The following is an 11,985-nucleotide window of genomic DNA, read 5'->3' on the forward strand; positions in this document are numbered from 1 at the left end:
GGATCCTGTAATGAATCACCCCGCGCTTTCCGTGGTTGTTCCCGTTTTCAACGAGCGTGACAACGTCGCCTCGCTGGTCAGTGAAATCACCGCCGCGCTGCGCGGGCGGCTGGCGTTCGAGATCGTCTACGTCGATGACCATTCCAGCGATGACACGTTGCAGCAGCTGCAGGCGCTGAAGGCCGACAATCCCGAGCTGCGGGTGCTGCACCACGTCAGCCAGAGCGGGCAGAGCACCGCGGTGCGGACCGGGGTGAAGGCGGCGCGGGCGCCGTGGATCGCCACCCTCGACGGTGACGGCCAGAACGACCCGGCCGATATCCCCCGACTGCTGGCCGAGCGGGATACCGCCCCGGCCACGGTGAAACTGTTCGCCGGTTGGCGCGTCAACCGCCAGGACAGCGGCTCCAAGCGCTGGGCCAGCCGATGGGCCAATGCGATCCGTGCGCGCATGCTGCGTGATGACACCCCCGATACCGGTTGCGGCATCAAGCTGTTCGAGCGGGAGGCCTTCCTCGAACTGCCGTATTTCGATCACATGCACCGCTATCTGCCGGCGCTGATGCAGCGCGCCGGCTGGAAGACGGTCAGCGTGCCGGTCAACCATCGCCATCGCACCGCCGGGGTGTCCAAGTACAACAACCTGGGCCGCGCGCTGGTCGGCATCCGCGATCTCCGTGGCGTGGCCTGGCTGATCGCGCGCTCCCGGCGCACCGCAGTGGAAGAGGTCTGAGCATGGAGTTCATGAACCAGCCGCTGGTCTGGCTGGAGTGGACCGGCGTGCACATGTCGCCGTGGAAGCTGATCGGGTTGACCGGGGCGCTGATGTTCGGCGGCCGCTGGCTGGTGCAGTTCACGGCCTCGCGCCGCGCCGGCAAGCCGGTGATCCCGCGCCTGTTCTGGTACATGAGCGTGCTGGGCAGCCTGATGACGCTGAGCTATTTCCTGTTTTCCGCCAAGCAGGACGCGGTGGGGGTGATCCAGAACCTGTTCCCGGCGTTCACCGCGCTCTACAGTCTGCGGCTGGATATCCGCCATCACGGCTGGAAGCGGGACAGGGCCGGCGACTGACGCGGATGGGGCGGTCCGCCGGCCGGAGGGTGCGGGCAGGACTTTCGAACCATGTCAGGCAGCGGCCTGCGATGCCATGATCGGTGCTCGCAATCCGGGAATCCGCTGCTCGTGAAAACCTCGCTCTCCGTCGCTCTGCTGCTCGCCCTGTCACTGCCCACCGCGCTGCAGGCCGCACCGGCCAAATCCGCGGCGCCGGCCACCTTGGCCGCGTACAGCGCCGATGAGCAGTTCAAGGCGATCTACGAGAAGGAATGGGCCTGGCGTCAGGCCGGCGGTGGCGAGGCCAGCGAGGACGGTGATGCCCCGGCCAATGCCACCCGGCTGCCCGATGTGGGCGCCGAGGCCCAGCAGGCGCGGCTGAAGGTGTGGGAGGAAGTGCTCGCGCAGCTTGAGGCGATCGATCCGGCCACGCTCTCGGCCGAGAACCGGATCAACTACGCCATCTACCTGTACCAGGTCGAGAACCTGGCCGACGAGGTGCGCCTGCGCGCCTACGAGATGCCGTTCAATTCGGACTCCTCGTTCTGGTCGAACCTGGGCTTCATGGCCCGGCGCGAGATGAAGACCGTGCAGGACTACCGCAACTACATCGCACGGCTGAACGATGTGCCGCGCTATTTCGGCCAGCAGACGCAGAACATGCGTGCCGGGCTGGCGCGTGGCTTCAGTGTGCCGCGGGCGGTGCTGGAAGGGCGTGACGGCTCGATCGCCGCGGTGGCCGAGCTGAAAGATCCGACCGAATCGCCGCTGTATGCGCCGCTGAAGAAGCTGCCGGCCAGCATTCCGGCCGCCGAGCAGGCCCAGCTGCAGGCCGAGGCCCGCCAGGCCATCAGCGGCAGCGTCATTCCGGCGTTCGCCAGCTTGCTGACGTTCTTCCGCGAGGAGTATGTGCCGCAGGCGCGCACCACGCTGGCGGCGGAAAAGATGCCCGGCGGCAAGGCGTTCTATCGCCAGCAGATCCGCGAATACACCACCCTGGACATGAGCCCGCAGCAGATCCATGCGCTGGGCCTGGCCGAGGTCAAGCGCATCCAGCGCGAGATGAACGACATCATCGACAAGCTGGGGTTCACCGGGAAAAGCGAGGAGACCCGCTTTGCCGATTTCCTCGAATTCCTGCGTACCGATCCGCAGTTCTACGCCAAGACCCCCGAGGAGCTGCTGGGGCGCGCAGCCTGGATCTCCAAGCGCGTGGACGGGGTGATCGGCAAGATCGTGACCCTGCCGCGTGCGCGCTTCACCATCGTGCCGGTGCCGCCGGATATCGCGCCGTTCTGGACCGCCGGCCGCGGCGGCATGGGCACCTACTGGGTCAACACCTACAACCTGCCGGCACGGCCGCTGTACAACCTGCCGGCGCTGACCCTGCACGAGTCCGATCCGGGCCATGCGCTGCAGGGTGCATTGGCGGCCGAACAGGGCGAACAGCCCGAGTTCCGCCGCAACAACTACATCTCCGCCTATGGCGAGGGCTGGGGCCTGTACAGCGAGAAGCTCGGTGTGGACATGGGCATCTACGAAACCCCGTACGAGGATTTCGGCCGGCTGACCTACGAGATGTGGCGTGCCGCGCGACTGGTGATCGACACCGGCGTGCACCACTACGGTTGGACCCGCGAGCGTGCCATCGCCTACCTGCGCGACCACACCGCGCTGAGCGAGCATGAAGTGACCACCGAGGTGGACCGCTATATCTCCTGGCCGGCCCAGGCGCTGAGCTACAAGCTCGGCGAGATCACCATCGTCAAGCTGCGCGCGCTGGCCGAGAAGGAATTGGGCGAAGCGTTCGACCTCAAGGCCTTCAATGACGCCGTGCTCAAGCAGGGTTCGGTGCCCTTGCCGGTGCTGGAGCAGCAGATCAAGGCCTTCATCGCCGAGCGCAAGAGCGCAAAGTAGGTTTGGCCCTCCCTCTCTCGATCCGGGGGAGGGACGGCAAAGGGCGATGCGGAAGCAGAAGCGCGTGGACAGGGGAGCCATTTGGGCCTGAAGTCGCGCGCCGATGCGATTGTGTAACCCGGTGATCACCGGCTAGGCTGCGCCGATGCTGCGTACCCTGCGCCACCGCCGTCTCCATCTGTTGCGCCTGCTGATGTTGGCCCTGGTCGGCATCGGCGTGTTTGGCACCTCGCTGTCTGCCGCACTGACCGACATCCACATGCTGGCGCACACCGACATCGGTGCCGGCGTGCATGAACACGACGACAGCAAGCTGGCCGCGGCGCCGGATGCCGAAGACAGCGCCAATGCGCTGCTGCATGCGCTGGTGCATTGCGTGGACTGCCACGGCCATGGGGGCGTGCTGCCCACCGTCACCCCTGCTTGGAGCGTGGCATCGCCGCCCGCACAGCAGGCCGTGGCCATCCTGGGCACGCAAGCGGTCACGCATCCGACCGAGAGCCTGTTCCGCCCCCCGATAGCCGTCTGACGTCCCGGCCCCTTGGCCGGTTCCCACGTCTGAACCTGCTATCTGGAGAAACCCATGTGGATGCGCCTGGCGGCGGTTGCCGCCTTTGCGCTGGTGCCGCGCGCGTATGCGCAGGTGCCGGTGCCTGCTGTGCCGTTGACGCTGGACGATGCCATCGTCCGCGTTGCCCTTGATCACCCCGAGCTGCGTCTGATCGATGCGCAGCGCCCTGTACTTGAAGCCCGCCGCAATGCCGCGCTGCTGCGTCCGCCGATGCAGTTGGGTGTGGAACTGGAGCACCCGCCCGGCAGCGGCGATGCCCGTGGCGTGCAGGGCGCCGAGGCCACCGTCAGCCTGTCCGGTGTGCTGGAACGCGGCGACAAGCTCGATGCGCGGCGCATGCTGGCGCAGGCCAATATCGATGCACTGGCGCCGCAACGCGCCACCGCACGCCTTGATCTGCTCGCCGAAACCGCACGCCGTTATCTCGCGGTGGCACAGGCGCAAGCGGCGTTGCAGATCGCCAACACCGATATCGAACAGCGCCGCCGCGCCGTCGCCGCCGCCCGCCTGCGGCTGCAGGCCGGTGCCTCGCCGGAATCGGTGCTGTTCACCGCGCAGGCAATGCTGGCGCAGGCCGAACTGGACCGCGATCGTGCCATCGAAGAAGCCAGCGCAGCGCGGCTGTCGCTGGCCGCGTTGTGGGGCGCACGCTCGCCCGACTTCAACACCGTGAGTGGCGATGCGTTGCAGCTGCCGGCACTGCGCGATTTCGCATTGCTCAATGACGATCTGCAACGCGCACCGGAGCTGGCCGAGCTGCTGGGCGAGCAACGCATCCGCGAGGCCCAGCTGCAACTGGTACGCACCCGCAGCCGCCCGGATTGGAGCTGGCAGGCCGGGGTCCGCAACAGCCGCGCTGACAACGCCACCTCGCTGGTTGGTGGTTTCAGCATTCCGCTGGGCAGCGCCCGCCGTGCCGCGCCGGAAATCCGCGAGGCGGAAGCCGATCTCGCCCTGCTTCCCTATCAGCGCCAGGCCCGTCAGCAACAGCTGTACGCCACCTTGGCCGAGGCACACGGACGCTATGTCACCGCGCGGTTGGAAGTGCAGCGAATGCGCAGTGATGTGCTGCCGCAGTTGCAGAAGGCTGAACGTGCTGCCGAGCAGGCCTGGCGCGCCGGTGCTGCCAGCTACATGGAATGGGCGCAGCTACAGGCCATGCGTATCGAGTCGCGCCAGCGCCAGCTGGACGCGGCCATCACCGCACACACCGCGCTGATCGAGATCCAGCGTCTTACCGGCCAGGGCATGCTGGCCACCGATGCAACCGTTGCCGTGGAGAACGCACGATGAGCCGTCCGATGAATGTTGTCGCTGCCGGCGTATTGGCAATGAGTCTGCTGTTGGTCGGCTGTGGCGCAGAGCCGGCGGCTGAAGCCGCTGCCGGTGCAGCAGAAGAAGCTGGCCATGACCATGCTGAGGACAACGGCGGCGAAGCAGACGGTTACGCCCATGAAGAGGGCGAGGAAGCCCACGCCGACCGCACCACCATCAAGGCCGCTATGGCCGACCAGTCCGGCATCCGCAGCGCCGCGGTGCAGGCTGGCACCATTGCCGATGAGCACGAGGTGCAGGGCCTGTTGACCCCGGTGGATGGTCGCATCGCGCAGGTGATGGCGCGCTTTCCCGGGCCGATCCGTTCGCTGCGTGCAAACGTCGGTGATCGCGTCAGTGCCGGCCAGACCTTGGCCAGCATCGACAGCAATCTCAGCCTGACCACCTACACCGTAAGCGCGCCAATCAGCGGCGTGGTGCTGTCGCGGCAGGCACAGGTGGGCGCGGTTGCGGGCGAGGGCACGCCGCTGTTCGAGATCGGCGACCTGTCCGAACTGTGGGTGGACCTGCATATCTTCGGCAACGACACCCAGCACATCACCGCCGGCGTGCCGGTCACGGTGACGCGCATGACCGATGGCGGCAGCCAGAGCACCACCCTGGAGCGCGTGCTGCCGGGCACCGCCACTGCAAGCCAGAGCACCGTGGCCCGCGCCAGCGTGCGCAATGACGACGGCCTGTGGCGGCCCGGTGCGGCGGTGAAGGCGCGCATCGTGGTGGCGATGCAGCCGGCTGCGATGGTGGTGCCGCTTTCCGCACTGCAGACCATGGAAGGCCGCGAGGTGGTGTTCGTGCGTGAGGGCGATATCTATACCGCGCGTCCGGTGGTGCTGGGCGCACGCGATGCCGGCAAGGTCGAGGTCAAGGACGGCCTGCGCGTTGGCGAGCAGGTTGTGGTCGAGCAGAGCTATGTGGTCAAGGCCGACATCGGCAAGGCGGGGGCCGCGCATGAACATTGACCAGTGCATGCAAGTTGGAGGGTGCCGCCATGCTTGAGCGCATCATCCGCAGCGCCATCGCCCATCGCTGGATGATGATGGTGCTCACCTTCGCGTTGATTGCGATCGGCAGCTGGAGCTTCACCCGCCTGTCCATCGACGCCACGCCCGACATCACCAACGTACAGGTGCAGATCAACACCGCCGCCGATGGCTACTCGCCGCTGGAGACGGAGCAACGCATCACCTGGCCGGTGGAAACGGTGATGGCGGGTCTGCCGAAGCTTGAACAAGTGCGCTCCTTGTCGCGCTACGGCCTGTCGCAGGTGACGGTGGTGTTCAAGGACGGCACCGATCTGTACTTCGCCCGCCAACAGGTCGCCGAACGCCTGCAGCAGGTTAAGTCACAGCTGCCGGAGGGCTTGGACCCGCAGCTGGGGCCGATTGCCACCGGCCTGGGCGAGATCTTCATGTACACCATCGACGCCGATCCCAAGGCGCGCAAGCCCGATGGTTCGCCCTACACCGCCACCGACCTGCGCACGCTGCAGGACTGGGTAGTGCGGCCGCAGCTGCGCAACGTACCTGGCGTGACCGAGGTCAATACGATTGGTGGCTACCAGCGGCAGATCCACATCACCCCGGATCCGGCCAAGCTGCGTGCGCTGGGCTTCACCCTGGAGGATGTCGCCGACGCCGTGGAAGGCAACAACCAGAACATCGGCGCCGGTTACATCGAACGCAACGGCCAGCAGTTCCTGGTGCGCGTGCCGGGACAAGTCGCCGGGCTGGAGGAAATCGGCAACATCGTGCTGGCCCGCCGCGAAGGCGTGCCCATCCATGTGCATGACGTGGCCGAGGTAGCCGAAGGGCCGGAACTGCGTAGTGGTGCCGCCACCCAGAACGGCCACGAAGTGGTGATGGGCACGGTGGTGATGCTGGTCGGTGCCAACAGCCGCGAGGTGGCGCGCGCGGCTGCGGCGAAGCTGGAACAGGCGCAGCGCAGCCTGCCTATTGGGGTCACGGTCACCGCCAGCTATGACCGCACCGCGCTGGTTGATCGCACCATTGGAACGGTGGCAAAGAACCTGCTGGAAGGCGCGCTGCTGGTGATCGTGGTGCTGTTCCTGTTGCTGGGCAACTTCCGTGCGGCGCTGATCACCGCCGCGGTGATTCCACTGGCGATGCTGTTCACCCTGACCGGCATGGCACGCGGTGGTGTGTCCGCCAACCTGATGAGCCTTGGCGCGTTGGACTTCGGTCTGATTGTCGATGGTGCGGTGATCATCATCGAGAACTGCCTGCGTCGCTTCGGCGAGCGCACCCATGCGCTGGGCCGGGCGATGACCCGCGAGGAACGCTTTGCAGAAACCGCCAGCGCCACCGCCGAGGTCATCCGGCCCAGCCTGTTCGGCCTGGGCATCATCACCGCGGTCTACCTGCCGATCTTTGCGCTGACCGGCGTCGAAGGAAAAATGTTCCACCCGATGGCGATCACTGTGGTACTGGCATTGAGCGGCGCGATGCTGTTGTCGCTAACCTTCGTTCCCGCGGCGATTGCCATGTTCCTCGGTGGCCGCATCGAGGAGAAGGAGAACCGCTTGATGGTATGGCTGCGCGCACGCTGCTATGCGCCGTTGCTGGCGTGGGTGATGCGGCGTGGCCGTTGGGTGGTTGCCGCTGCGCTGGTGCTGGTGGTCGGTTGCGGTCTGCTGGCAGCGCGGCTGGGCAGCGAGTTCGTGCCCAACCTCGACGAAGGCGACGTTGCCATGCACGCCATGCGCATTCCCGGTACCAGCCTCTCCCAGTCGGTGAACATGCAGAAGCAGGTGGAAGCACGCCTGCAGCAGCTGCCGGAAGTGGACAAGGTGTTCTCCAAGATCGGCACACCGGAAGTCGCCTCCGACCCGATGCCGCCTTCGGTCGCCGACACTTTCATCATGATGAAGCCACGCAAGCAGTGGCCGGACCCGCGCAAGCCGCGCGCGCAGCTGCTGGCCGAACTGGAGGCCGCGGTGGAGGAGCTGCCCGGCAACAACTACGAGTTCACCCAGCCGATCCAGATGCGCATGAACGAGTTGATCTCCGGCGTGCGGGCCGACGTGGCGGTGATGCTGTTCGGCGATGACATGGAAACGCTGGCACAGGTGGGCCGGCGCATCGTCGCGGTGGCCAACAAGATACCGGGTGCGGCCGATGTGCGCCTGGAGGAAACCAGCGGGTTGCCCTTGCTGACGGTCACGCCGGATCGTGCGGCATTGGCGGGGTATGGACTCAACCCGGGCCAGCTGCAGTCCACGGTTTCCACCGCGGTTGGCGGGCGTGTGGCCGGGCAGTTGTTCGAGGGTGATCGACGTTTCGATATCGTCGTCCGCCTGCCGGAAACCATCCGTCAGGACCCTGCGGCACTGGCCGATCTGCCGGTGTCGCTGGAGCCCGCACTGGCACAGGACAGTGCGGATGAATCCAGCCGTGCCGGTGGCTGGCGCAGCGGCGACGCGCGCACGGTTCCGTTGCGTGAATTGGCGCGTATCGAAAGCAGTGAAGGGCCAAACCAGATCAACCGCGACAACGGCAAACGGCGCATCGTCATCACCGCCAATGTACGTGACCGCGATCTGGGTGGTTTCGTCAGCGAGCTGCAACAGGCTATCGATACGAAGGTGAGAGTGCCGGCCGGTTACTGGGTGGAATACGGCGGCAGCTTCGAGCAGTTGATCTCGGCCAGCCAGCGTCTGGCGGTGGTGGTGCCGGTGACTCTGCTGCTGATCTTCGCCTTGCTGTTCTGGGCCTTCGGCTCGACGCGCGATGCGAGCATCGTGTTCAGCGGCGTGCCGCTGGCCTTGACCGGTGGCGTGCTGGCGCTGGCGGTGCGTGGCATTCCGTTGTCGATCTCGGCCGGCGTCGGTTTTATCGCGCTGTCCGGTGTGGCCGTGCTCAATGGTCTGGTGATGATCAGCTTCATCCGCCACCTGCGCGAACAGGGCCGAAGTCTCGATGTGGCCGTGCGCGAAGGCGCGCTGGGCCGTTTGCGACCGGTGCTGATGACCGCCCTGGTCGCATCGCTGGGCTTCGTGCCGATGGCCTTCAACGTCGGTGCCGGCTCGGAAGTGCAGCGGCCGCTGGCCACGGTGGTGATCGGCGGCATTGTCTCCTCTACGCTGCTGACCCTGCTGGTATTGCCGGTGCTGTACCGCTGGCTGCACCGCAAAGACTGACTGCCTGTCGGGATGCGCAGCATCGGACTTGCTAGAGTCCGGTGGTCGGCTCCGGGAGGCAGTCAATGCGCGTGTGTCAGTTTGTGGTGATGGGGCTGCTGTTGCTCGGTGGCGGCAATGTTGCCGCTCAGGCGCCTGACCTCTACATCGAGTTCTTGTGGTCCAGGCCGCCGGTGGAGGCGCTGGCCCGCCAGCAGAACCGCCAGTTCGTCATGCAGGGCGACCACGGCCATCAGATCTGCATTGCCGCCAATGCGGTTTCCACGGATGTGGGCGGCTTGCAGATTGAACTGCGGGATGCCGAGGGTGCGCAGGTGTCACTGCAGCAGCATGATGACTATCGCGGAATCAAACGGTGCTACCCGGCCGATCTGGCCGCTGGGGGCGCGGCGGGGGACTGGACGGTGCACGTCGTCCTCGGCGATGGCCGTACCGGGACGGCCAAGGTCCGGGTCGATCCGCGTATCGAGGATTCACCGCACTAACTGACGCGCTCGGCTCCCTATGTGGCTGGCCGCCCGAACTACGATGCGTCGATCCCGGCCGGGCAATGGGTGGGCCGGCTGGTGTGGGCGATGGATGTCGACCCGCAGGGGCACGTGACCCATGTCGAGGTGGAGGTGGCCGAAGGCGTCGGTGAGCGCTTGCGTGAACGGGCCATCGCTGCCGGCTACCTGACCGTGTTCCCACCCGATCCGGGCCGGGCCACCCAGCCGTTGCGCTGGCGCCGGGCCTTGGCATTTGCCCCGGAATAGCCCCCGGTCGCCCGTGGCCCGGGCGTGGACTTGCGCTTTGGCCTGCCCTTGGGCATAATTTCCGGCTCGCTGTGTCCGGAAACCTCCGGATCGGTGGCCGGGAACACGTCATCCGGACATCCTCGACAGCGTAACCCTTTGATTCCCATGACGCGTGGCGGGCAACCGCCGGGGCCGCCGTCTTCCTGGCTAAGGAAGTCATCAATATTATCGAGGTGCGCAATGTCCCGCGTATGCCAAGTTTCCGGTAAGGGTGTGCAGACAGGTAACAACGTCTCGCACGCCAACAACAAGACCCGCCGTCGTTTCCTGCCGAACCTGCATGAGCGTCGCTTCTGGGTTGCCAGCGAGAACCGCTGGGTCAAGCTTCGTGTTTCCGCGCATGCACTGCGCACCATCGACAAGAACGGTATCGATTCCGTTCTGGCTGAGCTGCGTGCCCGCGGCGAAAAGGTCTGAGGAGTAAATAATCATGGCAGGTAAGCGCGATAAGGTCCGTATGATTTCCTCGGCCGGCACTGGCCACTTTTACACCACGGACAAGAACAAGAAGAACACCCCGGGGAAGATGGAATTCCTGAAGTACGATCCGGTGGTGCGCAAGCACGTGATGTACAAGGAAGGCAAGATCAAGTAATCCCCCGGGATTGCCGGTTTTGCGTTTCATCCGGAACCCGCCGCAAGGCGGGTTCCGTGTTTGTGAAGGATGAAAAACTCCGGGTATCGCGCCCATGAGCACATGCCCTGACGGCATCAGTCGCAGGCATGCCATCCCCTACAATCGGGCCTATGAGCGTTATCGATACTCCGCATGTGTACGACCTGGCCATCATCGGTGGTGGCGCTGCCGGTACCCTCACGGCTATTGGTGTGCTGCGTGAGGCGCAGCGGCCGCTGCGGGTGCTGATTCTGGAGCCCGATCTGCCCTTGGCCCGGGGCGTGGCGTACGCCACGACCTATCCCGAGCACCTGCTCAATGTGCCGGTGGCCAAGATGAGCGGTTTTGCGGCGCAGCCGGAGGATTTTCTCGATTACCTGCAGGACGTGCAGGCCTTCCCGGCGCTGGATCGCGACGCGCTGGCCCACCGCTTCGTGCCACGACAGCACTATGCGGACTACCTGCGCCTGCGCCTGCAGCAGGCCGCCGCTGCCAGCATCGCGCAGTTGCAGGTCCGCGCCGAACATGTGCGGGCGCTGCAGGCCGATGCCGAGGGCTTCACCCTCGCGCTGGATTCAGGTGCGCAGCTGCGCGCGCGGGCGGTGGCGTTGGCGCCGGGCAACGCCTTGCGGCCGCTGCCGGCACGAGGCGCCGGTGTGCTGCCCGCCGGCAAGCGGGTCGAGGCATGGGATTACCCGGCCGTGCGTGCTATCTCCCCGGCGGCGGATGTGGCCATCGTCGGTTCCGGGCTGAGCATGGTCGACACCGTGATGTCGCTGCTTGCCAGCGGCCATCACGGGGCCATCCACGTGCTGTCGCGGCATGCGCTGCTGCCGCTGCCGCACGCGGCCGGGCCGGCGGCCGACTACGATCCGCAACCGCTGCTGGCGATGAACCTGCGCCAGCGCATGCGCGCGCTGCGCCGGCATGCGGCCGAGGCGAGTGTGCGCGGCATTCCGTGGCAGAGCGTGATGGAGCGCATCCGCCCGCTGGGCCAGGCGCTGTGGCAGTCGCTTTCGTTCGATGACCAGCGGCGCTTTCTGCGCCACGTGGTGCGCTACTGGGACGTACACCGGCACCGCGTTGCCGCACCGGTGCACGCGCAGCTGCTGACACTGGCAGAGCAGGGACGCCTGCAGGTGCATCGCGGCCGCTTGCAGGCGGTAGTGAGCGAGGGGGCCTGCGTGCAACTGCTGGCCCACGACATCCGTCGTCGGCCGCTGCAGCTGGATGTGCACTGTGTGGTCAACGCCACCGGTGTGGAGATGCGGGCGCAGGCCATGCGCAACACCTTGCTGCAGCAGCTGCTCGGCAGTGGCGTAGCGCGTCCGGGACCGCACGGGATCGGTATCGACAGCGCGCCCGATGGCAGCCTGATCGATGCCCACGGCACTATCGAGACACGCCTGCAGGTGCTGGGCAGCCTGCGCATCGGCCGGTTGTGGGAAAGCCTGGCCATCCCCGAACTGCGCGGGCAGGCCGCACACGCGGCCACGACCCTGTTGCAGCAGCTGCAGCACTAGCTGCCATGCGGCGGGGA

12 protein-coding genes are annotated in these 11,985 nt (G+C 66.3%); all 12 read left to right on the forward strand.

The window, feature by feature from the left end; genetic code table 11:
• The first annotated feature begins 10 nt into the window (after nucleotides 1-10).
• The 12 genes from ACVOMC_RS00855 (at nucleotide 11) to ACVOMC_RS00910 (ending at nucleotide 11,968) form a co-directional block, all read left to right on the forward strand.
• Nucleotides 11-733 (forward strand): glycosyltransferase family 2 protein, encoded by a 723-nt coding sequence (locus tag ACVOMC_RS00855; protein ID WP_054657715.1) that lies wholly within the window; start codon nucleotides 11-13, stop codon nucleotides 731-733.
• 2 nt (nucleotides 734-735) lie between these two features.
• Nucleotides 736-1,071, forward strand: a complete 336-nt coding sequence (locus ACVOMC_RS00860; protein ID WP_054657716.1) for a lipid-A-disaccharide synthase N-terminal domain-containing protein — start codon at nucleotides 736-738, stop codon at nucleotides 1,069-1,071.
• 111 nt (nucleotides 1,072-1,182) lie between these two features.
• Nucleotides 1,183-2,970, forward strand: coding sequence for a DUF885 domain-containing protein (locus ACVOMC_RS00865; protein WP_481522467.1), 1,788 nt, complete (start codon nucleotides 1,183-1,185; stop codon nucleotides 2,968-2,970).
• Between the two features lie 145 nt (nucleotides 2,971-3,115).
• Nucleotides 3,116-3,499 (forward strand): hypothetical protein, encoded by a 384-nt coding sequence (locus ACVOMC_RS00870; protein WP_481522468.1) that lies wholly within the window; start codon nucleotides 3,116-3,118, stop codon nucleotides 3,497-3,499.
• A 54-nt stretch (nucleotides 3,500-3,553) separates the two neighbouring features.
• A complete protein-coding gene (locus ACVOMC_RS00875) occupies nucleotides 3,554-4,834 on the forward strand; it encodes a TolC family protein (RefSeq protein ID WP_481522469.1) in 1,281 nt (426 codons plus the stop codon).
• An 8-nt stretch (nucleotides 4,835-4,842) separates the two neighbouring features.
• Nucleotides 4,843-5,835, forward strand: coding sequence for an efflux RND transporter periplasmic adaptor subunit (locus ACVOMC_RS00880; RefSeq protein WP_481522470.1), 993 nt, complete (start codon nucleotides 4,843-4,845; stop codon nucleotides 5,833-5,835).
• A gap of 29 nt (nucleotides 5,836-5,864) precedes the next feature.
• The gene (locus ACVOMC_RS00885; RefSeq protein ID WP_481522471.1) at nucleotides 5,865-9,032 is read left to right on the forward strand and encodes an efflux RND transporter permease subunit; all 3,168 of its coding nucleotides are present in this window, start codon (nucleotides 5,865-5,867) and stop codon (nucleotides 9,030-9,032) included.
• A gap of 89 nt (nucleotides 9,033-9,121) precedes the next feature.
• Complete coding sequence (locus ACVOMC_RS00890; protein WP_481522472.1) at nucleotides 9,122-9,517, forward strand: hypothetical protein; 396 nt, start codon at nucleotides 9,122-9,124, stop codon at nucleotides 9,515-9,517.
• A gap of 21 nt (nucleotides 9,518-9,538) precedes the next feature.
• A complete protein-coding gene (locus ACVOMC_RS00895; RefSeq protein WP_256202284.1) occupies nucleotides 9,539-9,787 on the forward strand; it encodes a hypothetical protein in 249 nt (82 codons plus the stop codon).
• A gap of 222 nt (nucleotides 9,788-10,009) precedes the next feature.
• Nucleotides 10,010-10,246 (forward strand): 50S ribosomal protein L28, encoded by a 237-nt coding sequence (gene rpmB / locus ACVOMC_RS00900; protein ID WP_057505668.1) that lies wholly within the window; start codon nucleotides 10,010-10,012, stop codon nucleotides 10,244-10,246.
• Between the two features lie 10 nt (nucleotides 10,247-10,256).
• A complete protein-coding gene (gene rpmG / locus ACVOMC_RS00905) occupies nucleotides 10,257-10,424 on the forward strand; it encodes a 50S ribosomal protein L33 (RefSeq protein WP_172675037.1) in 168 nt (55 codons plus the stop codon).
• A 152-nt stretch (nucleotides 10,425-10,576) separates the two neighbouring features.
• Complete coding sequence (locus tag ACVOMC_RS00910; protein WP_481522473.1) at nucleotides 10,577-11,968, forward strand: FAD/NAD(P)-binding protein; 1,392 nt, start codon at nucleotides 10,577-10,579, stop codon at nucleotides 11,966-11,968.
• The last annotated feature ends 17 nt before the right edge of the window (nucleotides 11,969-11,985 follow it).

The organism is Stenotrophomonas sp. STEN014 (assembly GCF_056760315.1).

Bases quoted from the DNA above. Each gene is read 5' to 3' on its own strand.
- ACVOMC_RS00855 (WP_054657715.1), top strand. From the start codon at position 11: ATGAATCACCCCGCGCTTTCCGTGGTTGTTCCCGTTTTCAACGAGCGT.
- ACVOMC_RS00860 (WP_054657716.1), top strand. From the start codon at position 736: ATGGAGTTCATGAACCAGCCGCTGGTCTGGCTGGAGTGGACCGGCGTG.
- ACVOMC_RS00870 (WP_481522468.1), top strand. From the start codon at position 3,116: ATGCTGCGTACCCTGCGCCACCGCCGTCTCCATCTGTTGCGCCTGCTG.
- ACVOMC_RS00875 (WP_481522469.1), top strand. From the start codon at position 3,554: ATGTGGATGCGCCTGGCGGCGGTTGCCGCCTTTGCGCTGGTGCCGCGC.
- ACVOMC_RS00880 (WP_481522470.1), top strand. From the start codon at position 4,843: ATGAATGTTGTCGCTGCCGGCGTATTGGCAATGAGTCTGCTGTTGGTC.
- ACVOMC_RS00885 (WP_481522471.1), top strand. From the start codon at position 5,865: ATGCTTGAGCGCATCATCCGCAGCGCCATCGCCCATCGCTGGATGATG.
- ACVOMC_RS00890 (WP_481522472.1), top strand. From the start codon at position 9,122: ATGGGGCTGCTGTTGCTCGGTGGCGGCAATGTTGCCGCTCAGGCGCCT.
- rpmB (WP_057505668.1), top strand. From the start codon at position 10,010: ATGTCCCGCGTATGCCAAGTTTCCGGTAAGGGTGTGCAGACAGGTAAC.
- ACVOMC_RS00910 (WP_481522473.1), top strand. From the start codon at position 10,577: ATGAGCGTTATCGATACTCCGCATGTGTACGACCTGGCCATCATCGGT.